This is a genomic window from Olsenella intestinalis (genome assembly GCF_023276655.1).
Lineage (GTDB): Bacteria > Actinomycetota > Coriobacteriia > Coriobacteriales > Atopobiaceae > Olsenella_J > Olsenella_J intestinalis.
On record NZ_JALGRK010000002.1, the window covers coordinates 122,153 to 148,121 of the forward strand.

Here is a 25,969-nt window from a genome sequence, read left to right on the forward strand (position 1 = left end):
GCTGGGCGTGACGTGAGATAGGCGGGGTCGCGGGCTTGTACCTGCGGCCCCGTTTGCGTTGGGTGCTACGACCTAGGACGTGGGTTTGATTTCGGGCTGATTGGACGCTTGTAGCCCGTTCATATGCGGTTCGCCGGCAACCACTTGGCGAACTGTGGTGCCGCTATCCGATAAATCGTCAATGGATTGAATCAGCCCAGCTCAAGCACAGTATTATTAGGTAATCGTGGACACGTCGACACGGAAGGCGCAGGTGGGCCATGAAACGTGAATCCCGCATGAGGGCGGCGCTTTCGATCCTCTTCTCCGTAACCTTGGTTGCCGGCCTCTGGCCGCTGCCCAACGCAGGCGCGACCTCGCAGGTGCAGGACGCGTCCGACCCCGCGGCCGCTGTGGTCGAGGTGCGCGAGGCGGACGCATCGGCCGTCGAGGCCAGCGATCCGGTCGAGGACGCCTCGGCCGCAGGCGTCTCGAGTGAGCCCGTGGCCTCCGACGTGCCTGCCGTCTCTGAGGAGAATGGTACGGCCGCGCCGGCACCTGACGCGAGCGTGCCGGCAGCGAGCGAGACCGACGCCACGCCGGTTGCCACCGCCCCCACCGTCGAGGCCGCGGCCACTGACGCCGCTGCGAGCGCGCCCGCTGCCACGGGGCAGGTCGCGCCTGTGAGTTTCCCGGCGCTTTCCGCGCAGGGGCGCACCGAGTCGGGCGTGACGGTTCGCGTGGACGCGCCCGAGGGCGCCTTCCCGCAGGGCACCGAGCTCGTCGTCCGCGACGCGGACGCGCTGCGCTTCGCGACCGCGGCGGCCGAGGCACTCGCCGTCCCCGTGAGGGGCGCCGCTGCCGTGGACGTCTCGTTCGAGAAGGACGGCCGCGAGGTCGAACCCAGGGATGGCCTTGCGGTCTCGGTGCGCCTGTCGCTCGAGCAGCCGGTCGCCGCGAGCGCACCGGTCGCGGGCGACGAGAGCGTCGAGGGGCTGCCCGCCCAAAGCTACGTCGTCATGCACCTCGCCGACTCCGGAGACGCGGAGTCGGTCGACGCCGCCACGGCCACCGCCACGGGGGCGACCTTCTCGGCGGCCTCGTTCTCTGTCTACGGCATCGGCTCCATCGACTCTGACGAGAGGCTTGACGTTGCCGATGACGATCTGGCGCCGCAGTCGACGGCTGTCGTTCCGGGCGGTTCGGCCGAGCTCTCGCGCACGATGGTACGCGAGGCCAGCTTTGACGCGGGCGGCACTGAGAACACGATCTCGCTGCTTGACTCGGGACTCTTCCGCATGACGATGCAGGGCGCCAAGGGCGGAAACGTCAGCCTGAGCGGCGGTGCCGGCGGCACGACGACGGTCGTGACCCCCATCTACAACGACAGTGCCCCCACGCTCTACGCCGTTCTTGGTGGCGCCGGCAGGGACCAGAACGGCGCGGAAGCGACCGAGGGCGGCGCGAACGGCGGCGGCGCCGGCGGGAGGAGCCCGCGCGGGTGGGCCGGCGGCGCGAGCGGTGGCGGCGCGACCCACATCGCGACCATCCCTGGAGAGCTCTATGACATCAGGGAGTCCGTCAACGGCAGCGTGCTTGCCGTCGCGGGCGGTGGCGGCGGTGCCGGCGGTACCAACAACGCCTATCGCGGCGGTGCAGGCGGTGGCGCGACCGCAGAGAACGGTGGCGGGCACGCTCACTACGTTACCCCGATGGGCGGTACCCAGACGGGTGGCTTTGCGATTGGGCGCGGCCAGGACGGCGCCCAGGGCACGACATCGAGTAAGTCCAACTCCATGCAGGGCCGCGGCGGCGGTGGCAGCGGCTACTGGGGCGGCGGGGCGCGCGCCTATGCGAACAGGGACAACGGCAACGCCGGCGGCGGCGGCGGCTCCGGCTTCTTGAACGGTGCCTTCGTCGAGGGAACCAAGGCCTCAGACGGCGGCTCGTCCACCAACGACTTCGTGACCACCAACAGCCAGGAGGTCACGACCACGGTCGCGACGACCACGCGCGGCGGCAACGCCGGCGCGGGCAACGCGAGCATCGAGTACATCGCGAGCGTCGTCAGGCTCGACAAGCAGAACGCGACGGTACAGGGCACCAAGGCCATCTACCCCGAGCCCGTCGACGACATCTACCACCTCACCTACTCGACCGAGGGTCTTGGCCCCGAGGAGACGAGCATCACGCCGCCCTCGCGGCTCGGCTGGACCTACAAGGGCTACTGGACCGAGTCCGGCTACGACATCTGGAGCGAGAACGGCCACTCCGGCCACGAGTACGTGGACGACGAGGCGAACATCATGTGCGAGGAGGGCCAGCCGCTGCTCTACACGAGGGGCACGCACACCCTCTTCGCCCACATGGACCCCAACTGGTACGAGGTCACCCTCGACCCTGGTGCCACGAGCGAGCGCGGCACCGAGCAGGTCTTCGAGCGCTTCGAGACCGGCATCTACGCCGACAAGGAGCTCGTGGCGAACAAGCCGCAGGTGTACTCCATCATCATCCCCAAGAGGGAGGCCACGGTCGGCTATGACGCGAACGGCGGCACCGCCCTGCGCACGCGCGAGGACGTCTACCAGACCTTCGAGGGCTACTTCGACGGCGACGAGATGCTCATCGACGGCAACGGCGCCATCACCGGCAACTTTGCCAACGACCGCTTCATGGAGGACGTCACGCTCACCGGCAAGTGGTCGGGAGGGACCTGCACGCTGCCCGGCGCGACGCGCACCGGCTATAGGCTCGTGGGCTGGTACGAGGGTGACGAGTTCGTGGGCGCGGCGGGTGACGCCTACACGCCCACGAAGCTCGCCGTGCAGCTCAAGGCCAAGTGGGAGCCGCTCGTGTTCAACATTGGGCTCGACAACGACGCGGCGACGACGGCTGGCTCGTCCTCGGTCTTCGTCAAGTACGAGAACGGCAAGTACCAGGACAGCGCCTGCGAGACGCCCATGTCGCGCATCACGGTTCCTCAGCGCACCTACAACGTCACCTTCGACCCCACCGATCAGGGGACGCTTCCCGAGGGCCAGCAGAACCCGCGGCCGGTGAGCTATTCCTTCGACGGCTACTTCACGCCGTCCGGCGGAACGTCGAAGCTGATCGGCGGCGACGGCTCGTTCGAGACGCTCTTCTCGAACACGTTCTTCCTGAGGGACACGACGCTGCACGCGCACTGGACCCAGCAGTCGACGACGCTGCCCACGCCCGTGCCGAAGTCGGATGATCTGCACTTCCTGGGCTGGTCGGCCACGGACGGGGCGCACTCCGGCATGGCGGCGGGCAGCAGCTACACGCCCACGCAGGACCAGACGCTGCATGCGCTGTGGGCTACGATCTGGTACACCGTCAGGTACCAGGACGTGGACAAGGCCGTAGGCTTCAACCCGCCCAACGCAATCGACCTGTCGAGCAGCGAGGCGCTCAACGCCGAGTTCACGGTCGAGAACCCCGTGCGGCCGGGCTACGAGTTCGAGGGCTGGGACATCTCGGACATGACGGGCGAGGAGCACTGGATCGACGGCGTCTCGACGATGGCGACCTCGGTCTCGAAGAGCAAGGCCACGAAGTTCAAGAGGCTCCAGACCACCGACAAGGCGCAGGTCACGTTCACGGCGAAGTGGAAGCCCATCACCAAGGAGGTCGTCCTCGACAACCAGGAGGCGAACCTGGACACGGGCTCCACCGCCGTCTACCAGGCCTATGACCAGGAGGTCTACAAGACCATGCACGGCACGGAGTACACCGATGCCATGGGCACGGGCGAGGACGGCGCGAACCCCATCGCCCTGCCGGTCAAGTCCTTCTCCGTCACCTATGACCTGAACGGCAAGGGCGAGGACACGCCTGCGGCAACGCCGGCGCCCTATACCTTTGGCGGCTACTACACCGAGCCCGAGGGCGCAGGGACGCAGCTCATCTCGAGCACGGGGCATCGCCAGGCGGCCTTCTCCAACACGTTCTTCCGCGGCGACGCCGAGAACCCGAGGCTGTTCGCCAAGTGGACGGGCGGCTCGGCCACGCTTGCCTCGTACACGAGCCATGCCGCGGGTTTCAGGTTCCTGGGATGGGACGAGGACCGGGAGGCCGCCTCGCCGACCTACCTTGCGGGCGACTCGATCCCGCTTGCCGCGGACAAGCAGCTCTATGCGGTCTATGACCAGCCCACCTACGTGGTCGCGTACTCCGCCAACGGCGGGGTCTCCGCGCCGCCCTCGCAGGTGAAGGGCTACAACGTTGACCTCGAGCTTGAGGGCGTCGCGCCTGGCGAGGTGCCCGTGCGCGCGAACTCGGAGAGCGACGGCTCGACGATCGCGTTCGACGCGAACAACGGAAGCACGACGGGCGTCGAGGGCGACAAGATCGTGTGCGTGATCGACAGCGTCTGGACCTTCGACTCGTGGAACACGCACATCGACGGCTCCGGGACGAGGTACGACGCGACCAACCACGTTTACGCCGCGAACGAGGCCGCGACCCTGCACGCCCAGTGGCGCGAGTACGCGACGCGGCGCGCCGTGACGCTGCCTGTGCCGGAGCGCTACGGCTATCGCTGCGAGGGGTGGTTCACGGCGCCGACCGGAGGCACCAGGATCGGAAACCCGGGCGAGACGGTGATGCAGCCGACGTCGGACACGAAGCTCTACGCGCAGTGGAGCGCCCTCGAGTACGACGTCGAGTACTACGACGCCAACGTCAAGGTCGGCACGACGCCCGACTGCGCGTACGACACGCCCTTCTCGCTCACCACGTCGAGCGAGCTGCACCTCAGCCACCCCGGCTGGGAGTTCAGCGGCTGGACCATGGAGGAGGGCTCGCTCGACACCCAGTACGCGGACGGTGCTAGGATCGAGAACCTCGCGACGCCGACCGGCAAGGTGCGGATGTTCGCGGTCTGGGAGCGCACGATCTCATTCGTCTCCGGCGTCGATGACGGCTTCGAGCCGATTGACGCGGCGTCCGAGGCGGCCGGCGGGCGTTCGCTTGGGACGCAGGCGCTCGAGACCGACGAGGTCACGCAGTACAGCAACAACAACGAGCTTGGCCCGATCCAGACGCCCGACCTCAGGGGCATCGACGGCTTCGAGCAGGTTGGCTGGAGCATCGACGGCGAGGACGTGAGCGGGTCGATCAACCTCGCTCCGGGCGTCGAGGTCGAGTGGACGGGCGCCGAGACGACCCTGTATGGCGTGTACTCGCGCACGGCCAGCGTGAGCTACGACGGCGCGGGCGCGACGTCGGGCTCGACGGAGCCGACGCTCGGCAGCCAGGTCTACAACTCCGCGGGCGTCCTGGGCAAGGCGCACGTCACGCTTGCTGAGAACGGGTTCGCGCGTAAGGGCCACGCGTTCGTCTCGTGGAGCCTGGGCAAGGAGGGCGAGAAGTATGCCTGGAAGGCGTCCCTGCGCGAGCAGGCCGCCACGACCGCCGAGGCCGTCTGGCTCGACAACAAGCAGTACCTCGTGATCTTCGACGCGAACGGGGGAGAGGGCGACATGGCGCCGCAGGTGATGGACCTGGGCGTCAAGACTGCGCTCTCCGAGAACGCGTTCGAGCGAGAGGGCTTCGACTTCGTGGGCTGGAACACGGCGGCCGATGGGTCAGGCACGGCGTTTCCCGACCGCGAGGAGGTGCTCGACCTTGCCGAGACGGGCGAGGAGATCACGCTTTTCGCGCAGTGGAAGGAGAAGCCCGCGCAGGGCGGCTCCGAGGCCGGCGGCGGCGAGGCGCCGAAGGGCGCGCCGCGAGGCGGCGGGTCGCCTCTAACCGGCGACCCGACGTCGCTGGCGCTCGTCGGCGTCCTAGTCGTGATCGCGGGCGCGGCGGTCGCGCTTGGCGTGCGCTCGAGGCGCCGGCGCAGGCAGTAGGGCGCCTGGGGCGTTTGCGCGTGACGCGTGACTGAGACGGGGTCGCGGGCTTGTGCCTGCGGCCCCGTTGCCTTTGGCATCGATTGGGCGTGGGTGCGCGGTGCGCCTGGAGCTGGTGCGGCGATGCCGTGTGGCGCGTCTGCTACCGGGAGAAGCGTGTGGTGGCGGGCACAATGACGCGGAGCGCCGCGGGTACGACCTCGACCTCGAACGAGCTGCCCTCGAGGCGCTCGCCGTCGACCTGGCAGGGCACGCTCTTCTCGTCGAACTCGACTGTGATCGAGCTTGCGCGCCGGATGTCGATGATGCTCGAGCTGACGTGACGGCCGACGCGGGCGAGGCCGAAGAGCGCAAGTGCGCGGGCGAGGCCCGGGACCTTGGTGCTCAGGCAGACGTCGAGCATGCCGTCGGTGGGGTCGGCCTGCGGGGTGATCCGGAAGCCGCCGCCGTAGGTGGGCCCGTTCTGGATTGCGAAGATCACCGTGGAGCCCTTGGCGGCCGTGCCGTCGAGGGTCGCGTGGTAGCTCCAGCCGCGGCGGGCCTGCGTCATGAGGCGCACGCCGGAGGTCGCGAAGAGGCCGGCGCCCTCCTGGCTCGTGCCCTGCGCGCGGCGGTCGGTGGTGTCGAGGGCGATGGCGGCGTCGAGGCCGAAGGAGAGGGTCTCGGCGAAGTAGGTGGCCTCGCCTCCGTCGGCGCTGACCCTGCCGAGGTCGAGGGCGCGCTCCTCTCCGGCGAGGACCTCGGCGATCGCGGCGTCGGGGTCGTTGAAGGTGGCACCGAGGGTGCGCGCGAAGTCGTTTCCCGAGCCCATGGCCACGATGGCCAGGCGCGGGCGCTCTTCGGGCGCGATGCGCATGAGGCCGACGACGACCTCGTGGATGACGCCGTCTCCGCCGAGCGCGATGACCGTGTCGTACGGGGCGGCCTCGGCTGCGCGGAGCGTGGCGTCGAGCGGGGCCGTGGTGCGGTAGACCTCGAAGCCCTCGGTCGCGCTCTCGTAGGAGCCGAGCAGGCGCTCGACGAAGTCGGCGGCCGAGGCCCCCTTGCCGCTGTGCGCCATGGGGTTTGCGATGACGAGGGTCTTGCCGAGTTGCTGGGGCATGTGGGCTCCTTGGATAGTGCCGGGCGTCTGCGCCCTTGTTGGTTCGCCCCACCATTGTAGTCGGGCTGGGTCGGTCGCGCGGACCTGGCTGAGGCGCCTCACGTGCGCGAGCTGTCCTGGAGTCGGTTTCGCGCGCGGGGCTTCGTGGCGATGCGCGACACAAGAAAAGGGCCAGGTCGAAGGTGACCTGGCCCTTGGCTTTCATGGAGCGGCGGACGGGACTCGAACCCGCAACAGGCAGCTTGGAAGGCTGCTGCTCTACCAATTGAACTACCGCCGCGTGGTCGGGGTGACTGGATTCGAACCAGCGACCCTCTGCTCCCAAAGCAGATGCGCTACCAAGCTGCGCCACACCCCGGAGCGCGGATAAAGTATAGGCGAGTCTTCCCAATTGGGCAACGTCGGAGTTTTGCGGACGGGTTACCTGCGGCTACGTGCGGCGATGCGGGGCGTGGGCTGGCGGGTGCGCCCCGACGGCGCGTATACATTATGTTACGCGGCAGGTCGTCGTTTCTGACGGGCGGACGATTCCTCCTATTCTTTGATGCCAGAGAAGGCATGTGCGCAACGCACTGCGAAAGGAGACATAGCATGAACTATTCCGAGAAGGTCATCGCCGAGCTCAAGGATCGCTACGCCGACCAGCCCGAGTTCATTCAGGCGGCCGAGGAGGTCCTTTCGACCCTTCAGCCCGCGCTCGACGCCCATCCCGAGTTCGAGGAGGCCGGCCTGCTCGAGCGCCTCGTCGAGCCCGAGCGCATCATCATGTTCCGCGTCCCCTGGGTCGACGACGAGGGCAAGGTCCAGGTCAACCGCGGCTACCGCGTCCAGTACAACTCGGCCATCGGGCCCTACAAGGGCGGCCTGCGCCTTCACCCGTCGGTCAACCTCTCGATCCTCAAGTTCCTGGGCTTCGAGCAGATCTTCAAGAACTCGCTCACCACGCTGCCCATGGGCGGCGGCAAGGGCGGCTGCGACTTCGACCCCAAGGGCAAGTCCGACGCCGAGGTCATGCGCTTCTGCCAGTCGTTCATGACCGAGCTCTATCGTCACATCGGGCCTGACACCGACGTCCCCGCCGGCGACATCGGCACCGGCGCGCGCGAGATCGGCTACATGTTCGGCCAGTACAAGCGCCTCACCAACAGCTGGCAGTCCGTGCTCACCGGCAAGGGCCTCTCCTACGGCGGCTCCCTCGCCCGTCCTGAGGCCACCGGCTACGGCGCGGTCTACTTCCTGCTCAACATGCTCAAGGACAAGGGCGAGTCGATCGAGGGCAAGGTCATCACCATCTCCGGCTCGGGCAACGTGGCGCAGTATGCCGCCCAGAAGGCCGAGCAGCTCGGCGGCAAGGTCGTGACCGTGTCCGACTCCAACGGCTACGTCTACGATCCCGACGGCATCGACTTCGACACCCTCGTCGAGATCAAGCAGGTCCGTCGCGGCCGCATCAAGGAGTACGTCGACGCCCGCCCGAACGCCGTCTACCACGAGGGCGAGCGTCCCTGGGGCGAGAAGTGCGACATCGCCATGCCCTGCGCCACCCAGAACGAGCTCGACCTCGACGACGCCAAGAAGCTCGTCGAGAACGGCTGCAAGTACGTCGTCGAGGGCGCCAACATGCCGACGACGACCGACGCAACCGTCTACCTGCTCGAGAACGACGTCTTCTTCGCGCCTGGCAAGGCTGCCAACGCGGGCGGCGTGGCCACCTCCGGCCTCGAGATGAGCCAGAACCACGAGCACCTCTCCTGGACCTTCGAGGAGGTCGACGAGAAGCTCCACGGCATCATGGACTCCATCTACGCGGCTGCCGCCAGCGCCGCCAAGGAGTATGGCCACGAGGGTGACCTCGTCTTCGGCGCCAACATCGCCGGCTTCCTCAAGGTCGCTGACGCCATGATGGCCCAGGGCGTCTGCTAGCAAGCGCGCAACAGGTCGGGTCGCCTGCGACCCGCGTGGGTCCGTCCTCCTGCGAGGGCGGACCTTTTTTGTGTCGCGGCGGTCGTTGTTACGCTCGGGCAATGTCCTTCGCGTGGTGGCATATACGGACCAGGGTGCGGCCTGCCTTGCGACATCCTGCGCCGATGCGTGCGGGAGTGTATAGGCAAAAGGTCGCGATGTATATATGTCCATCTAATAACGCACCATTGGAATTACGTGGATTTGCATGCGCGATACTCTAGAATGCAATTCGACCTTTAAAGGACGGTACGAGATACCGAAAAGGCGCCCATGATCGAGCAGACGGTGGAGCCCTCCTAGGTGGGCTCCATTTTTTGCAGGGCGAGAGGGAGGATTGCATGAACCTATTGGCTGCGCAGAGCGACCGGCCGCGCGCACTTCTGGCGCTCGAGGACGGCACGACCTTCGCCGGGTGGTGCGCCGGCGCGGAGGGCGAGGCCTTCGGCGAGGTCGTCTTCAACACCTCGATGGTCGGCTACCAGGAGATCGTGAGCGACCCGAGCTACGCGGGGCAGATCGTCACGCTCACGTACCCGCAGGTCGGAAACTACGGCGTGAGCGCGTCCGCCATGCAGTCCGACGGCCTGCACCTGCGCGGGCTCGTCGTGCGCGACATGTGCCACACGCCGAGCAGCTGGACGAGCGAGGGAAGCCTGCCAGAGCTCCTGCGCAAGAGCGGCACGGTCGCGATCGAGGGCGTCGACACCCGCGCGCTGACGCTGCGCATCCGCTCGCACGGCGCCATGCGCGCGGCGATCTCGACGGTCGACCTCGACCCCGAGAGCCTGGTCGCGCGCGTCTGCGCCTCCGAGCCCATCTCGGCCCACAACTTCGTGCCCGACGTCTCGTGCGCCGACTCCTACGTGGTGGCCGCCGCCGGCGAGAGGCGCCACACCGTGGTCGCCTACGACTGCGGAGAAAAGCGTGGCATCGTGGATGGCCTCGCGGCCGCGGGCTGCGAGGTCCGCGTGGTCCCCTGGGACACGCCCGCGCGCGTGGCGCTCTCCTATGAGCCCGACGGCGTGTTCTTCTCGAACGGCCCGGGCGACCCCGAGAGCGTGGGTGCCACGGCCGCGGCTGCCCGCGAGATCCTCGGCCAGGTGCCGGTCTTCGGCATCTGCCTGGGCAACCAGATGATCTCGATGGCCGCCGGCGCTCGCATCGAGAAGCTCCCCTTCGGCCACCACGGTGGCAACGAGCCCGTCATGAACCTGCTCACGGGCAAGGTCGAGATCACCGCGCAGAACCACAACTACGGCCTTGCCTTCGACGACGCGCTGGGGCCGCTCGTGGCCGAGCTCTCGGCGGGGGAGAGCGAGCACGTGCGCGACCTGCGCCACTGGAGCGAGCGTCGCGTCGCCCCCGTCGTCGCCACCGAGCGCTTCGGGCGCATCCAGCTCACCCACGTCAACCTCAACGACGGCACGCCCGAGGGCATCCGCTTCCTCGACATCCCGGCGTTCTCGGTGCAGTACCACCCCGAGGCGCGGCCGGGCCCGCATGACTCGTCCTACCTCTTCGAGTCGTTCTGCCGCCTGATGGACGGACGCGACGACTACCTGTCCATCGACGTTCGAGACGGGAGGGCCCGCTAATGCCCAAGCGCACCGACATAAGCAAGATCCTCGTCATCGGCTCCGGCCCCATCGTGATCGGCCAGGCCTGCGAGTTCGACTACTCCGGCACCCAGGCCTGCCGCGCGCTGCGCGGCGAGGGCTACGAGGTCGTGCTCGTCAACTCCAACCCGGCCACGATCATGACCGATCCCGAGACCGCCGACCGCACCTACGTCGAGCCGATCACGGCGAGCTCGGTCGAGCGCGTGATCGAGCGCGAGCGCCCCGACGCTCTTCTCGCCAACATGGGCGGCCAGACCGCTCTCAATTGCGCGGTGGCCCTGGGCGAGGCGGGCGTGCTCGACCGCTATGGCATCGAGGTCATCGGCTGCGACCTGGAGTCCATCCGCACCGGCGAGGACCGCGAGCTCTTCTCGCGCGCCATGGCCGACATCGGCCTCGAGGTCGCCCGCGCCGACGTGGCCCACACCCTCGACGAGGCCCGCGCCGTCGTGTCCGAGCTGGGGTACCCTGTCGTCATCCGCCCGTCGTTCACCCTGGGCGGCGCCGGCGGCGGCATCGCGCACGACGACGCCGAGCTCGAGCGCATCGCCGGCCAGGGCCTGGCCCTCTCGCCCGAGCACGAGGTGCTCGTGGAGGAGTCCATCGAGGGCTGGAAGGAGATCGAGATGGAGGTCATGCGCGACGCCGAGGGCAACGGCATCGTGATCTGCTCCATCGAGAACGTCGATCCCATGGGCGTGCACACCGGCGACTCCATCACGGTGGCGCCGGCGCAGACCCTCACCGACGACGAGCTTCAGGACCTGCGCGACGCGTCGCTGGCGATCCTCGAGCGCGTGGGCGTCGCCTGCGGCGGCTCCAACGTCCAGTTCGCCATCAACCCCACGAACGGCCGCGTGGTCGTCATCGAGATGAACCCGCGTGTGAGCCGCTCGTCGGCGCTCGCCTCGAAGGCCACGGGGTTCCCCATAGCCAAGGCCGCGGCTCTTCTCAGCGTGGGCTACACCCTCGACGAGATCACCAACGACATCACGCGCGCCACGCCGGCCTGCTTCGAGCCCTCGATCGACTACTGCGTGGTCAAGGCGCCGCGCTTCGCCTTCGAGAAGTTCAAGGGCACGAGCGACACGCTCACCACGCGCATGAAGAGCGTGGGCGAGGCCATGGCGATGGGCCGCACCTTCGAGGAGGCCCTCGAGCGTGCCATGCGCTCGCTCGAGCAGGGGCGTGCCGGCCTGGGCGCCGACGGCCATGACGACTTCGACGAGAAGAGCTTCGACGAGCTGGTCGCGACCCCCACGCCCGAGCGCATCTTCTACGTGGCCGAGGCCCTGCGGCGCGGCTACGGCGTCGAGCGCGTCCACGAGATGAGCGGCATCGACCGCTGGTTCCTCGAGCGCATCGCCGACATCTGCCGCGCCGAGCGCCGCATCGCCGAGCTGGGCCTGGGCGGCCTCGACGCCGAGCACATGCTCGCGGCCAAGCAGCTCGGCCTCTCCGACGTCCAGATCGCGCACCTCACGCGCTCGAGCGAGGAGATCGTCCGCGCGCTTCGCGAGGTGCTGGGCGTGCGACCCTGCGTCAAGACGGTCGACACCTGCGCCGGCGAGTTCGCGGCCCGTACGAGCTACCACTACCTGACCTACGAGGCCGGCGACGCCTCCGAGCGCACGCACGCCGAGCGGCCGCGCGTGCTGATCCTCTCGGCGGGCCCCAACCGCATCGGCCAGGGCATCGAGTTCGACTACTGCTGCGTCCACGCGAGCTACGCCCTCTCGGCGCGCGGGTACGAGACGGTCATGGTCAACTGCAACCCCGAGACAGTCTCGACCGACTACGACACCTCCGACCGCCTCTACTTCGAGCCGCTCACCTTCGAGGACGTGATGGACGTCGTGGAGGCCGAGCAGCCCGAGGGCGTCGTCGTGACGCTCGGCGGCCAGACGCCCATCAACCTCGCGCACCGCCTCAAGGCGGCCGGCGTCAAGATCATGGGCACCCAGCCCGAGGCCATCGACCTCGCCGAGGACCGCGACCGCTTCTCGGGCCTGCTCGACCGCCTCGAGATCGCCTACCCGCCCAGCTCCACGGCCGAGACCCTCGACGACGCCCGCCGCGTCGCGCGCGCGATCGGCTTCCCGCTGCTCGTGCGCCCGAGCTACGTGCTGGGCGGGCGCGGCATGGCCATCGTCTACAACGACGCCGACCTTCGCCGCTACATGGCCGAGGCCACCCAGGTCTCGCCCGACCACCCCGTCTACCTCGACGCCTTCCTCGAGGACGCCATCGAGCTCGATGTCGACGCCCTCTGCGACGGCGACGCCTGCTACGTCGGCTCCGTCCTCGAGCACATCGAGGAGTGCGGCATCCACTCCGGCGACTCCGCCTGCTGCTTCCCGCCCTTCTCGCTCTCCGACGCGATCGTCGAGCGCGTCCGCGAGACCACGCGCCGCCTCGCGCTCGCCGTCCGCATCCAGGGCCTGCTCAACGTCCAGTACGCCGTGAAGGACGAGCAGGTCTACGTCATCGAGCTCAACCCGCGCGCAAGCCGCACCGTGCCCTTCTCGTCGAAGGCCACCGGCGTGAGCCTGGCCCGCGCCGCCGCCCAGATCATGGCTGGCGAGAAGATTGCAGGCCTCGGGCTCCCCGACGAGGCGCGGGACTGCGGCTACTACGCGGTCAAGGAGGCCGTCATGCCCTGGTCGCGCTTCCCGGGCGCAGACTCCGTGCTCGGGCCCGAGATGAAGTCGACCGGCGAGGTCATGGGCATCGCGCCAACCTTCCCGGAGGCGTACGCCAAGACCCGCGAGGCCATCGAGTACGAGATGCCCGGCGACGGCGCCGTGTTCATCTCGGTCTGCGACCGCGACAAGCGCGCCATCGCGCCGGTCGCGCTCTCGATCGCGAACCTGGGCTACGACATCGTGGCCACGGCCGGCACCGCCAAGACGCTGCGCGCCTGCGGCATCGACGCCCGCGTGGTCAGGCGCGTCAGCGAGGGGCACCCCAACGTCGTCGACCTCATGGCCGAGGGCAAGGTCGGCTTCGTCATCAACACCCCGCACGGCCACGCCTCCCGAGGCGACGGCGCCCGCGTGAGGGGAGAGGCGGCCAGCCGCGGCATCTGCTGCGTCACGGCGCTCTCGGCGACCACGGCGCTCGTGCAGTCGATGGCCGCGGCAAAGGGCGGCGCGAGCTCGACCTACGCCCTCCAGGACATCGCCGTGTAGCAAACCCGTGCCGGGTGGGGCCACTGTCATCGGTGCGACCCCGCCCGGCTCGTCCGTCCGCACGTCGCCGCGGGCGATCGATTACTCAGATTTCAGAATCGACGCAGATAATTACTGAGATTTCAGAATCGACGCAGAAAATTATCGAGATTGCAGAATCGACGCAGATAATTACTGAGATTTCAGAATCGACACCGTCGATTACCGAGATTTCAGAATCGACGCACGCTACGGAGGCCCCGTTTGAGGCAACGGCCCATCTACCTCGAGATTTGCAAAAGGGCCTCTCCCACGAGCGGTGTCAAATCCGTAATCTCGGTAATTTCAGGTGACTTTTCCGTAATTCGAGTAATCCGGCGTGTCAAATCTGTAATTCGAGTAATTTTCTGCGTCCTTTCTGTAATCTCGCGAATCGGGCCGCACCGGGGTCGGGCCGAGGGTCCTGAAGCCTGTGCCCGCCCGACGCCTATGCGCATACCACGTGGAAAGATTCCCCGCGTGAGCGCCAAATCCCCCTTCGTTTGCTATAGTGCATAAGCTGTGCGTGAATTGCGGGCGTGGCGGAATTGGTAGACGCGCTGGATTTAGGTTCCAGTGGGAGCAATCCCGTGAAGGTTCAAGTCCTTTCGCCCGCACCACTAACACCGCAGGGTAGATAGGTCAGCGACGCCGGTCGCTGACATGGAGAAGCACTGGAGGAACGTTGAACATCACCGTCACTGCCGAGAGGCCCGAGAACGACAAGGTCGTCGCAACCATCACCGTCCCCGCCGCCGAGGTCGACAAGGCCATCGCGAGCACCTACAAGGACGTCGCCCGCAAGTACAACTTCCAGGGATTCCGCAAGGGCAAGGCCCCGCGTCCCGTCATCGACGGCATCGTGGGCCGCGACGCCATCCTCGCGCAGGCCACCGAGGACGTCATCAACGACGCCCAGCCCGCCATGTTCGAGGAGCTCGACATCGTTCCCGTCGACCGTCCCGACTACGGCGAGGAGGCCGTCACCGTCGTCGAGCACGAGGACCTCGTGCTGACCGCGACCGTCACCGTGCCGCCCACCTGCGAGCTCGACTCCTTCGACGCCCCCGCGATCAACATGCCGCCCGAGGCTGCCACCGAGGCCGAGATCGACCAGCAGCTCGAGCAGCTCCTGAGCTACCACGTCACCTTCGAGGACGAGACCGAGGACCGCGCCGTCGTCGAGGGCGACGTCGTCGTGCTCGACGTCGAGAACAAGGAGGGCGTGCCCGAGCTCGAGGGCACCGACCGCCAGTTCGGCCTCAAGAACGCCTACCTGCCCACCGAGTTCGTCGAGGGCATCGTCGGCATGAGCAAGGGCGACTCCAAGGAGATCTCCTGGAGCAAGACCCACGGCGACCACGAGCACAACTACGCCGTCGCCGTGACCCTCAAGGGCATCAAGAAGTCCGTCACCCCCGAGCTCGACGACGAGTTCGCCAAGAAGTCCTTCGGCTTCGACACCGTCCAGGAGCTCCGCGACGCCGTCAAGGAGGAGATCGAGAACGACAAGAAGACGAGCCTCCCGAACCTCAAGGAGGATCGCGTCGTCGAGGAGGCCGGCAAGCGCCTCGTGCTCGACGAGGTCCCCGAGGCCTACCAGAACCAGGTCTTCTCTGAGCTCGCCAACGAGTTCCTCGGCCAGCTCGGCCGCCAGGGCATGAACCTCGACATGTACCTCGCCGCCCGCCAGATCAAGAGCGAGGACTTCCTGAACGACCTCCGCGAGCAGGCCACCGAGCGCGCCCGCCAGTCGCTCGCCCTCGACGCCATCGCCCGCAAGATGGGCTTCGACGCGACCGAGGACGACGTGAAGGCCGAGTTCGAGCGTGCCGGCGTCGAGGACGTCGAGAAGAGCATCGCCGAGTTCACCGAGAGCGGCCAGATGCCCGCCGTTCGCGAGTCCATCCGTCGCACCAAGGCGGTCAAGTGGCTCGTCGAGAACGCCACGGTCACCGAGGTTGACGAGATCGCCGAGGCCCGTTCGAAGGCTGACGCGGAGTAGCGCTCGAATCCAAGGGACTACGATGTGCGCTCCGGGGGTACAGTTTCCTGGAGCGCACATTTTTCATCAATAGGAGGCACGCATGCACAACCCTCAGAACATCCCCCTGGTCCCGTACGTCGTCGAGCAGACCCCGCGCGGCGAGCGCAGCTATGACATCTACTCGAGGCTCCTCAACGACCGCATCGTCTTCATCGGCGAGGAGATCACCCGCGACTCGGCCAACCTCGTCATCGCCCAGCTCCTCCACCTCGAGAGCCAGGATCCCGACAAGGACATCTCCCTCTACATCGACTCGCCCGGCGGCGAGGTCTATGCGGGTCTCGGCATCCTCGACACGATGAACTTCATCAAGCCCGACATCTCCACCATCTGCGTCGGCATGGCCGCGTCGATGGCGTCGGTCCTTCTCGCCGCGGGCACCCCCGGCAAGAGGCTCGCGCTTCCCAACTCCATGGTGATGATCCACCAGCCGAGTTCGGGCGCCCAGGGCCAGCAGACCGACATCCAGATCGTCGCCGACGAGACCAAGTACATCCGCGAGCACCTCAACGAGCTGCTCGCCCAGTACACGGGCCAGTCCGTCGAGAAGATCAACGAGGACACCGAGCGCGACAACTACCTGCGTGCGAAGGAGGCCCTCGAGTACGGCCTCGTCGACAAGGTGATCGCCTCGCGCACCGAGCAGGTCGACTAGCAGCATCCCTAGGAGAAGCCCAATGCAACAGAACGACAACAACACGCCCGAGATGCGCTGCTCCTTCTGCGGCAAGTCCCGCGACCAGGTTCGCAAGCTCATCCAGGGGCCTGGCGGGGTCTTCATCTGCGACGAGTGCGTGGGGGAGTGCTCCCACATCATCTCCGACGACGACGTCGAGTTCGAGGACGACGCGCCCTCCTCGGCGAGCCCCATCGAGAACCTCCCGACGCCGCACGAGATCTACGACGAGCTGTCCCAGTACGTCATGGGGCAGGAGGCCGCCAAGCGCGCGATGAGCGTTGCTGTCTACAACCACTACCGCCGCATCATGCAGGGCGACGAGGGCGTCAACGCCGAGGGCGAGGAGGTCGAGCTCGCCAAGAGCAACATCCTGCTGCTCGGCCCCACCGGCACCGGCAAGACGCTGCTCGCCCAGACGCTCGCGCGCTTCCTCGAGGTGCCGTTCGCCATCGCCGACGCCACGACGCTGACCGAGGCCGGCTACGTGGGCGAGGACGTCGAGAACATCCTGCTCAAGCTCATCACGGCCGCCGACGGCGACGTGGAGCGTGCGCAGGTCGGCATCGTCTACATCGATGAGATCGACAAGATCGCCCGCAAGGCCGAGAACCTCTCGATCACCCGCGACGTCTCCGGCGAGGGCGTCCAGCAGTCGCTGCTCAAGATCCTCGAGGGCACCGACGCCAGCGTCCCGCCCCAGGGCGGCCGCAAGCACCCGCAGCAGGAGCTCATCCACATCAACACGGACAACATCCTGTTCATCTGTGGCGGCGCCTTCGTCGGTCTCGACAAGATCGTGGCCGACCGCATCGGCAAGAAGGGCATCGGCTTCAACGCCGAGCTCAACCGCAAGGTCGAGGAGGACACCGACGAGCTCATGGCCCAGGTCATGCCCCAGGACCTGCACAAGTTCGGCATGATTCCCGAGTTCATCGGCCGCATCCCGGTCATCACCTCCACGCGCGAGCTGACCGAGGACGACCTCGTCGAGATCCTCACGAAGCCGAAGAACGCCATCGTCAAGCAGTACCGCCGCATGTTCGAGATCGAGGGCGTCGAGCTCGAGTTCACCGAGGAGGGCCTGCGCGAGATCGCCCGTCAGGCCATCAGCCGCAACACCGGCGCCCGCGGCCTGCGAGCCATCTGCGAGTCCACGCTCGAGGAGACGATGTTCGACCTCCCGAGCGACCTCGACATCACGAAGGTCACCGTCACGCCCGAGAGCGTCGGCGGCACCGCCTCCCCGGAGGTCGTCCGCCACAACCAGGGCAAGAAGCGCGCGTAGTGGCAACGGATCGCATCTAGCTTGAGACGAGGGGTCGGACGATGTTCCGGCCCCTCGTCTCGCTTGGGCCGCGTCCGCCGAAGAATGCGGCGGCCATGGGGCGCGCTCTTCTCGACCGCGCTCGTGTCCCGTGGCGCGGGAGGGGTGCCTGCGCTACGCTTGTCGCATCGATTGGGCGAGCGTCTGGAGGTGGGCTGCATGGAGGGTCCTGAGGTCGCGTCGGCGACCGAGCGTTGCCGCGCCTGGTGCGCGGGTGACGTCGAGCTCGTGGACTATCACGACCACGAGTGGTGCAAGCCCAGCCATGACGAGCGGTTCCAGTTCGAGATGCTCTGCCTCGAGGGCGCGAGCGTCGGCCTCTCGTGGCGCTGCGTCCTGCACAAGCGTGAGGCGTATCGCGAGGCGTTTCACGACTTCGACGTCGACGCGTGCGCCGCGATGGGCGACGATGAGCTCGAGGCCCTGATGGGGAATGTCGGCATCATCCGAAACCGGGCGAAGGTCTTCGGCGTGCGGCGCAACGCCCGCGTCGTCCAGGAGATCAGGCGCGAGTTCGGGAGCCTCGACGCCTACCTCTGGGACTTCGTGGACGGCATGCCGGTCGACGGGCGCTGGAGCTCGCCGGAGCAGATGCCCACGCAGTCCGACGTCTCGCGCGCCCTCAGCTCTGACCTGCGCAGGCGTGGTATGTCGTTCGTCGGTCCCGTCATCACCTACTCGTTTTTGCAGTCCATTGGCATGGTGAACGACCATCTGGTGGGATGCTCCTTCAGGTAGCCCCGGCGTTTCCCGCGTTTCGGCTCTCGGTCTTTCGAGAAGAGCCCCTCGACCTCCCGTCACCCGTTCGCAACTACGCCGTTTGCCACTGTTGAGCTGCCGTTTCTCGTCTCGGGGGCGCAGGCTGGCGTTTGGGCGCTGGTGCCTGTGCGAACATAAAAATACGAATGTCTCTATCTCGTCGACCATTTGTCGCCCCGGAGGTGGTCAACGTGCTGTTTTCCGGTTCGAAAAGGCGCCACGCTGGTTTTCCTGCCTCGCGCAGGCTGCTTGCGTCCCTGCTTGCGGCCACGCTGGTCATGCAGGGCGTGCCCGTTCGCACAATGGCGTCCTCCGACGTGTCGGCCGAAGGGGATGCTGTCCAGGCCATGGCTCCCGAGGCTGTCGCGAGCGATGGTGGGGCCGGCTCTCCGGCTGACGTCGGCGGCGATTCTGCTGCAACTGCCAAGCCTTCCGACTCCGCTTCGCCGGTCGCGTCCTCGGATGGCATGGGTGACATTTCTCCGGACGGAGTCGACCCCTCAATGCCGGTGGGCGACGACTCCTCCTCTCAGGACGTTGTCCCGTCGACTCTCGGCGACACGTCCGAAGACTCTGACGCGTCGACACCCGTCTGGTCTGCGTTGTCAGTCCTCTCGGTGACCGACCTTTGCGTGACGGTCGAGGCCCGTGCGGGGGAGGGCGCGTTCCCGCCCGGAACGGTCGCGGTCGTGCGTGACATTCCTCGCGCCTCGGTTGCCGACGAGGTCGCGTCGGTCGTCGAGGGCGATCTGGTCGACATCCGCGCCGTCGACATCTCCTTCGTCTGCGGGGGCCGCGAGGTCGAGCCCGCAGACGGCCGCCAGGTCGAGGTCTCCGTGCGCCCGTCGCTTCCCGTCGCCGGCTCCGCCTTCTCCGTCGTGCACCTTCCCGACGCGGGCGAGCCCGAGGTCGTCCCCGCGGCAGCCGACGCCCGCGGAGCCCGCTTCAGCGCGGACTCCTTCTCCGTCTACGCGATCGTCGGCAGCACCGACCCCAACACCTACGACCGCGTCCGCCTGACCTTCAGGAACGGCGGCATCGTCGCCCGCCAGATCGTGCGCGAGGGTGACGTGATCGACTTCCCGGTCCCCGCCGCAAAGCGCTCGGGCGAGCTCATCTACGACTGGCTGGCCGGCCCCGAGCCCGGCCGCGTCGACCTCGAGGACACCTATCCCGGCGCGCTCTCCGCCTCAGACATCGAGGCGCTCAAGGCGCTCGGCGCGAAGTCCACCGCCGGCGACGAGCAGGACCTCTGGGACGTCGAGGTCAACGCCTCCTGGTCGCGCGGACGGCGCGTCACCTTCTTCGAGTACCCCTACGGCACCGCGGGCAACGTGTCCTGCGACTCCATCGCCGCGGCCGAGACCGCAGAGCCCGGCGTGTACTCGGCAACCTTCTCCGACGTCAACTACATCAAGCGCGACGAGGACGCCAAGCTCTACGGCTGGCTCCGCTTCGACGCCGAGGGCCACGAGACCGGCAGGTACTCGACCTCCGACACGATCACCCTCACCGATGACGTCTCCCTCTACCCCGACGTCCGCTCCGGCGTGTGGGTCCGCCTCTCGACCGGCGACGACGCGACGCCCTGCGACAACGTCTTCGCCCCGGCGGGGGAGGGCGGCGCGAAGACCCTCTCCTTCGCCGACCTGCCCGCGCCCGGCTCCGAGGCCGCGCCCACCCGCAGGGGCTACGCCTTCGCCGGCTGGTACACCGACCCCTCGTGCGCCGACGACACGCGGGTCACCGCCGACTACACGTTCGCCGAGAACAGCAAGACCCTCTACGCCAAGTGGGTCCCCGGCGACACGACCTTCTCGGTCGTGGTGTGGGTGGAGGACGGCTCCGGCGGCCCGCAGCACCTCGACGCCGACCAGTCCGACCTCTCCAAGTACACGGCCTACGGCAGCTGGGAGTTCTCGGGCACGACGGGCCAGTCCGCCACGGTCGCGCCGGCGGACGGGAACCAGTACGCGATCAAGGTCCTCGCGGGCGACGACGCGGTGGGTGGCCCCATCGAGCCCATCGAGGCCTCCGACCCCACGCATCACCGCTACTACATTCGCGCCAACCAGCCCGAGACCTCTGCCACGCTGGCCGCGGACGGCTCGACGACGCTCAACGTCTACTTCAACCGCTGGTGGTGGAGGTGCCAGTACAATAGCTCGACTGGGAGAACGAGATTCCTTGAGGTTCCGATCAAGTGGGGCCAGGACTACGTGAAGACACTCAAGGACAACAATCTTGTCAACTTCCCATTTCCGTGGAACCTCTATGACTTCCGTTTGAACAGCGGACGGTATGCAGCCAACCATGGTGGGGGTGGTCTTCTCAAGTACAAGGAGTACCCGTACGTGGGCGATCAGAGGCCACTGGGAGACGTTGCGTATTATCGCGGCAGTGAATCAAGTGGCTACTCGGAGGACACTACCAACTTATACGAGGTCTATCGCGAGGTGAAGTTCGGTGAGACACCGACCCATTACACTACGCTGCAGGACGGCACGCGTGTACCGCTCATTTATGAGAAGGATCGCGACCTAGGCTGTGAAAACGTCGAGCTGCCGTTCGACGCCTACGAGGGTCTTCATGTCTTCAAGTACGAGTCCAGCGCATCGACCCATGGTGCAAATAGGATCGTTTGGATTTCGGATGACGACACCGGCTCAGCCCGTCAATACACGTCGTGGCATACCCGTGGTGACGGGACCATGGGCTGGACCATCTCCGAGTACAACAAGCTCAAGTCCTACACCATAGGCTTCCACAACCTCGGAAGCGGCGAGTGGTCCACCGTCGACGACTCGACCCAGAAGTTCGGCTGGCCGGTCCTCGCCTCCGCGCCCGACTTCTCCGCCGCCACCAGGACGGGCGACTACGGCGAGACGCTCACGTTCCTCGGCTGGTTCCGCGGCCAGGCCGACGCCGAGGACGCCGAGGCCCACCTCGACAGGAGGTACACCGACGCCGACATGATGCCCTCCCACAACCTGAGCCTCTACGCGGGCTGGAAGCGCCCGCAGTTCAGGTGCACCTTCGTGGCGGGCGAGGGCGCCACGCCGGTCGCGCCCGTCGAGGGGCTCCACGCGGGCGACCACGTGGCCGCGCCCGCGACGTCGCGCGAGAACAGCATCCTCCAGGGCTGGTACCAGGACGAGGCCATGACCGTCCCCTGGGACTTCACCTCGAACCGCGTGACCAACTCCGACGTCACGCTCTACGCCAAGTGGGTCCCCTCCGACCCCGTGACGCTCCGCTACCACAGGGCCGACGGCACCCACATCGAGGGTCTCGACGAGCAGCTCTACTCCGGCGCCAACGTCCTGCTCGCGACCGCGGAGGACGCGGGCGTGCTCGGGGAGGAGGGGAGCGAGTTCCTGGGCTGGTCGACCGTGCGGGACGACTCCTCCCACCTCGTCCCGAGCGCCTACGTGGTGGACGCCGACACCGACCTCTACGCGGTCTCGCAGGACGTGCCGCTGCCCGGGGGACCCACCGTCCGCCTCATGTCTAACTACCCCGCGAAGTCCGACAGGGCCGGCTCCGACGTCACCCTCTTCGAGGTCCCCACCACCATCGTCAACGACCAGGTGGGCGTCACCGCCGACCACGTGCCCTCCTCGGCCCAGGTCCCCGCGGCGAGCGGCGTGACCTACGCCTTCGGCGGGTGGAACACCGCGGCGGATGCGAGCGGCACCACCTACCGCGCCGGCGACTACATGGGCGTCGCCGGCGACACCGACCTCTTCGCGGTCTGGCTCGAACAGTACCCGGAGGACGGCCTCGACCACCTGGCCTACGTGAAGAACGCGGGTGCGGACGACGACAAGGTCTCGGGCGGGACCGACTTCACGCCGGGGGAGACGTACTCGAACGTGACCGTCGCCGCCGGGTTCGACCGCGTCGGCTACGAGTTCGTCGGCTGGAACACCAAGGCCGACGGGACGGGCGCGCCCTACGCCCCCGGCGCGGCCTACCGGCTCACGCCGGAGGACGACGCGCTCTACGCGCAGTGGCGGATCAAGAGCTTCGACGTCACCTACTCCTACGAGGGCGACGTCCCGCCCGAGCCGCCGGCGCTCCCCGCGGCCAGGAGCGTGACCTACGGCGAGGGCGTGGCCGTCGAGTCGGCCCCGAGCCAGACGGGCTACACCTTCTCCGGCTGGAGGACCTCCGACGCCGACGTCGCCGGCGGCCTCTTCGCCATGCCGGGCAACCCCGTCAGCTTCGTGGGCACCTGGACCATCAACACCCACGAGGTCACCTACGCCTACGAGGGCGACGTTCCCTTTGATGCCCCTGCGGTACCTGCGGCCTCGACGCATGCGTTCGCAACGAACGTCGACATCGCAAGCGCGCCGACGCTTGCCGGCTACGACTTCAGCGGCTGGCGCCGCGGCGCGGTCGGAGCGATCAGCTTCTCGATGCCAGACGAGGACGTGCGCATCACGGGCTCCTGGACCCCCAAGCGCTATTCGATAACGTTTGACTCCATGGGAGGGTCTTCGGTCGAGCCCATCGAGCGCGCGTACCGCTCATCCGTGACCGCGCCTGCCGCGCCCACGCGACGGGGCTACGACTTCGCCGGATGGTTCGACCCCGACGGGCATGAGTTCAGCTTCCCGACCACCATGCCCCTCGGCGGTGCACACCTCTCGGCGCGCTGGACGCCCAGAAGCGACACGCCCTACGTCGTGTCCTACTTCTATCAGGCGGATGGCACCTACTCGGTTCCCGAGTTCATCGAATCCCGCGAGGGCACAACCGACTCGAGCGTGAGCATCACCGACGACGACAAGGTGTCGTTCTATGCGGGATACGCGCTGGATGCGTCTCGATCTGACGACTGGTCCGGCACCGTCTCCGCCGACGGCACGCTGAACCTTTCGGTCTACTTCAAGCAGCAGCTCACTGTCTCTTTCACGCCTGGGCTTCATGGCACGTTTGAGACGCAGACGACGGAGGGCCTTGATTGGGGCGCAAACACGCCCGCGCCGCCCGCCTCGCCCTCGTCTGACGACCCCGGCTATAGCTTCGTCGGCTGGAGGAGCTCGAACGACGGAAGGACCTATCCGACCGAGTCCCTTCCGGCCACCGTCTCCGGCAACGTGACCTACGAGGCGATGTGGTCGCCAAACGACTACACCCTCGAGTACCTCTTCGCCGGCGACGTCCCCGCCGGGGCCATGGTGCCCGACTCCGAGGTCGTCACCTACGGGACGGAGGCCACGGTCGCCTCGCTTCCAGCCGACATCGACGGCTATACCTTCCTCGGCTGGACCATCGCGGGCGCGCCCGTGGAGGCGGACTCGACCTTCCGCATGCCCAGCGAGGCCGTAGCCATCATCGGCACCTGGTCGATCAACTCCTACACCATCACGTTTGACTCAAACGGCGGCAGCGACGTCGATTCAATCTCCCAGAACTACGCCACGGCGATCACGCGGCCGGACAACCCCGCACGCGAGGGTCACGAGTTCGTGTGCTGGGAGGACGCCGAGACGGGCCTGCCCGCGGACGTCCCGACCAACATGCCCGCGCACGACGTCCGCCTCCGCGCGCGCTGGCGCACGCTCAGCTACCAGGTGAGCTACGCCTACGACGGCACGGCGCCCGCCACCGCGCCCGCCGCACCCGCAAGCACCCTCAAGGAGTTCGCCTCGACCGTCGCCGTCGCGAGCGCGCCGACCGCCGCCGGCTACGACTTCGGCGGCTGGTCCACCACGGACGCGACCGTCACCGCCGGTTCCTTCACCATGCCCGCCCGCGGCGTCTCCTTCAGCGGCTCCTGGACAATCCGTCGCCACGACGTCGCCTACGCCTACGAGGGAGACGTCCCCGAGGACGCCCAGGACCTGCCCGCGCCCGCAACCTACGACTACGGCGCGCCCGTCGCGCTCGCGGCGGAGCCCGCCGCCGTCCCCGGCTATACCTTCTCCGGCTGGAGGGTCGAGGGCGATCCGGCATCCGACTTCTTGATGCCCGACGCCGACGTCAGGGTCGTGGGCACGTGGACCATCGACGACGACTCGCTCACCCTCGACCCCAACTCCACCTTCGCGACCGGCGACACGGCCGCGGTCGAGGGCAAGACCTTCTCGGGCGTCAGGGTCCCGGACACGGGATTTGCCTGGGAGCACCACGAGTTCGTCGGCTGGAACACCGAGCCCGACGGCACGGGCGACGCCTACCTGCCCGGATCCATCTTCACGCTGACGCCCGGCGCCGACGTGCTCTACGCCCAGTGGGACCCCAACGCCGAGCTCCGCTACGACGGCAACGGCGCCACGGGCGAGCCGCCCGCGCCCCAGTTCGGCCGCTCGGGCGACGCCGTCGTCGTCTCCGACTGCCGCATGGACTACCCCGACCACCGCTTCCTCGGCTGGAACACCGCCGCGGACGGCAGCGGCGGCTCCTTCGCACCCGGCGACGCCTTCGAGCTCACGGCCGCCGGCGACACGCTCTTCGCCCAGTGGGCGCCCGTCCCGGTGCCCGGCTCCCTCGCGCAGGAGGTCCGCCCCGACAACTTCGGCGGCGCCCTTGTCGCCGAGGACGACGCGTACCTCGCCGAGGCCGTCCCCCTCACCGAGGAGGAGGCCGCGGCCGTCGCGTCGGGCGCCGACGCCCGCTTCTGGGTCGAGGTCGCAGACGTCACGGACTCGGCCTCTGCCGCCGAGCGCGCCGAGCTCCACGCCGCGATCGGCGACGGCTTCGTGCCCGGGCTCTTCCTCGACGTGACGACGTGGGTGTCCGTCGGCGATATGCCCGCGCGGCGCCTGACGCGGCTCGCCCGCCCCGTCACGGTCACGCTCGGCCTCCCGTCCGCCCTCGCCGACGGCCGCGAGCTCGCCGTGGCACGCTCCCACGAGGGCCGGGCAGAGCGCATCGACGGCGCCCTCTCCGGCACGACGCTCGCCTTCGGCTCCGACCGCTTCTCGCTCTACGAGGTCGCCTTCGCGACTGTCGTCGACGGGCAGCATGCGACCTCGCCCGATGCCCCGTCCTCCGCGCGACTGCCCGGGCTTCCGGGCACGGGCGACGCCGCTCCTGCGGCCACGTGCGCGCTGGCCGCCCTCCTCGGTTGCTCTGCGCTCGCCCTCGGGCGTCGCCGCAGGCGGTCGAGGTAGGGGAGGCCGCGGGGCCTTGCCCGCGTCATGCGTGTTGTTCGGGGCCGGTCGCTATGGCGGCCGGCCCCTTTGTCTGCCCATCCGGCAGCGGAGGACGAAGCGCCTGGCTCGTGCTGCGCGCGGCTTGGTCGGGCTGATGGGAACGGCCAGCGATCCGTGCCGCCCACGGCCATCTACCTGCCGCTTCTCCGAATTAGCCCCAGGTCGTCGGGTATTCGCGCCCCTGCTTGTGCGAACCTTTTATCCAACTATGTCATGTTCACGCCGACCGTTCGAAACAAGG

10 protein-coding genes and 3 tRNA genes are annotated in these 25,969 nt (G+C 67.9%); 10 read left to right on the forward strand and 3 right to left on the reverse strand.

The window, feature by feature from the left end; genetic code table 11:
- Positions 1-260: 260 nt before the first annotated feature.
- Complete coding sequence (locus M5D76_RS05580) at positions 261-5,855, forward strand: InlB B-repeat-containing protein (RefSeq protein WP_248922409.1); 5,595 nt, start codon at positions 261-263, stop codon at positions 5,853-5,855.
- 142 nt (positions 5,856-5,997) lie between these two features.
- On the opposite strand, the gene M5D76_RS05585 is transcribed toward M5D76_RS05580, so the two are convergent.
- From M5D76_RS05585 to M5D76_RS05595, 3 genes are all read right to left on the reverse strand, one after another.
- Entirely contained in the window at positions 5,998-6,957 is a 960-nt protein-coding gene (locus M5D76_RS05585; protein WP_248922410.1) for a diacylglycerol/lipid kinase family protein, read from the reverse strand.
- Between the two features lie 204 nt (positions 6,958-7,161).
- A tRNA-Gly gene (locus M5D76_RS05590) sits at positions 7,162-7,237 on the reverse strand.
- Position 7,238: 1 nt separating this feature from the next.
- A tRNA-Pro gene (locus tag M5D76_RS05595) sits at positions 7,239-7,315 on the reverse strand.
- A 233-nt stretch (positions 7,316-7,548) separates the two neighbouring features.
- Here M5D76_RS05595 and gdhA point away from each other — a divergent pair.
- From gdhA to M5D76_RS05640, 9 genes are all read left to right on the forward strand, one after another.
- Positions 7,549-8,880 carry an NADP-specific glutamate dehydrogenase gene (gene gdhA, locus M5D76_RS05600; RefSeq protein WP_248922411.1) on the forward strand — a complete coding sequence of 444 codons (1,332 nt, stop codon included), beginning with the start codon at positions 7,549-7,551 and terminating at the stop codon, positions 8,878-8,880.
- 380 nt (positions 8,881-9,260) lie between these two features.
- Positions 9,261-10,517 carry a glutamine-hydrolyzing carbamoyl-phosphate synthase small subunit gene (gene carA / locus M5D76_RS05605; protein ID WP_248922412.1) on the forward strand — a complete coding sequence of 419 codons (1,257 nt, stop codon included), beginning with the start codon at positions 9,261-9,263 and terminating at the stop codon, positions 10,515-10,517.
- Positions 10,517-13,732: a carbamoyl-phosphate synthase large subunit gene (gene carB / locus M5D76_RS05610; RefSeq protein WP_248922413.1), complete on the forward strand. Its 3,216-nt coding sequence runs from the start codon at positions 10,517-10,519 to the stop codon at positions 13,730-13,732. Before carA ends, carB begins: the two co-directional genes overlap by 1 nt.
- A gap of 551 nt (positions 13,733-14,283) precedes the next feature.
- A tRNA-Leu gene (locus M5D76_RS05615) sits at positions 14,284-14,370 on the forward strand.
- A 65-nt stretch (positions 14,371-14,435) separates the two neighbouring features.
- Positions 14,436-15,755 (forward strand): trigger factor, encoded by a 1,320-nt coding sequence (gene tig, locus M5D76_RS05620; RefSeq protein ID WP_248922414.1) that lies wholly within the window; start codon positions 14,436-14,438, stop codon positions 15,753-15,755.
- Positions 15,756-15,837: 82 nt separating this feature from the next.
- The gene (locus tag M5D76_RS05625) at positions 15,838-16,452 is read left to right on the forward strand and encodes an ATP-dependent Clp protease proteolytic subunit (RefSeq protein ID WP_248922415.1); all 615 of its coding nucleotides are present in this window, start codon (positions 15,838-15,840) and stop codon (positions 16,450-16,452) included.
- Between the two features lie 22 nt (positions 16,453-16,474).
- The gene (clpX, locus tag M5D76_RS05630; RefSeq protein ID WP_248922416.1) at positions 16,475-17,761 is read left to right on the forward strand and encodes an ATP-dependent Clp protease ATP-binding subunit ClpX; all 1,287 of its coding nucleotides are present in this window, start codon (positions 16,475-16,477) and stop codon (positions 17,759-17,761) included.
- Between the two features lie 198 nt (positions 17,762-17,959).
- A complete protein-coding gene (locus M5D76_RS05635; RefSeq protein WP_248922417.1) occupies positions 17,960-18,538 on the forward strand; it encodes a DNA-3-methyladenine glycosylase I in 579 nt (192 codons plus the stop codon).
- A 368-nt stretch (positions 18,539-18,906) separates the two neighbouring features.
- A complete protein-coding gene (locus M5D76_RS05640; RefSeq protein ID WP_248922418.1) occupies positions 18,907-25,686 on the forward strand; it encodes an InlB B-repeat-containing protein in 6,780 nt (2,259 codons plus the stop codon).
- The last annotated feature ends 283 nt before the right edge of the window (positions 25,687-25,969 follow it).

Excerpts from the sequence above, each read along its gene's own strand:
- clpX (WP_248922416.1), top strand. The coding sequence starts at position 16,475 with ATGCAACAGAACGACAACAACACGCCCGAGATGCGCTGCTCCTTCTGC.
- carB (WP_248922413.1), top strand. The coding sequence starts at position 10,517 with ATGCCCAAGCGCACCGACATAAGCAAGATCCTCGTCATCGGCTCCGGC.
- M5D76_RS05625 (WP_248922415.1), top strand. The coding sequence starts at position 15,838 with ATGCACAACCCTCAGAACATCCCCCTGGTCCCGTACGTCGTCGAGCAG.
- M5D76_RS05635 (WP_248922417.1), top strand. The coding sequence starts at position 17,960 with ATGGAGGGTCCTGAGGTCGCGTCGGCGACCGAGCGTTGCCGCGCCTGG.
- M5D76_RS05585 (WP_248922410.1), bottom strand. The coding sequence starts at position 6,957 with ATGCCCCAGCAACTCGGCAAGACCCTCGTCATCGCAAACCCCATGGCG.
- M5D76_RS05640 (WP_248922418.1), top strand. The coding sequence starts at position 18,907 with ATGGCTCCCGAGGCTGTCGCGAGCGATGGTGGGGCCGGCTCTCCGGCT.
- gdhA (WP_248922411.1), top strand. The coding sequence starts at position 7,549 with ATGAACTATTCCGAGAAGGTCATCGCCGAGCTCAAGGATCGCTACGCC.
- M5D76_RS05580 (WP_248922409.1), top strand. The coding sequence starts at position 261 with ATGAAACGTGAATCCCGCATGAGGGCGGCGCTTTCGATCCTCTTCTCC.
- carA (WP_248922412.1), top strand. The coding sequence starts at position 9,261 with ATGAACCTATTGGCTGCGCAGAGCGACCGGCCGCGCGCACTTCTGGCG.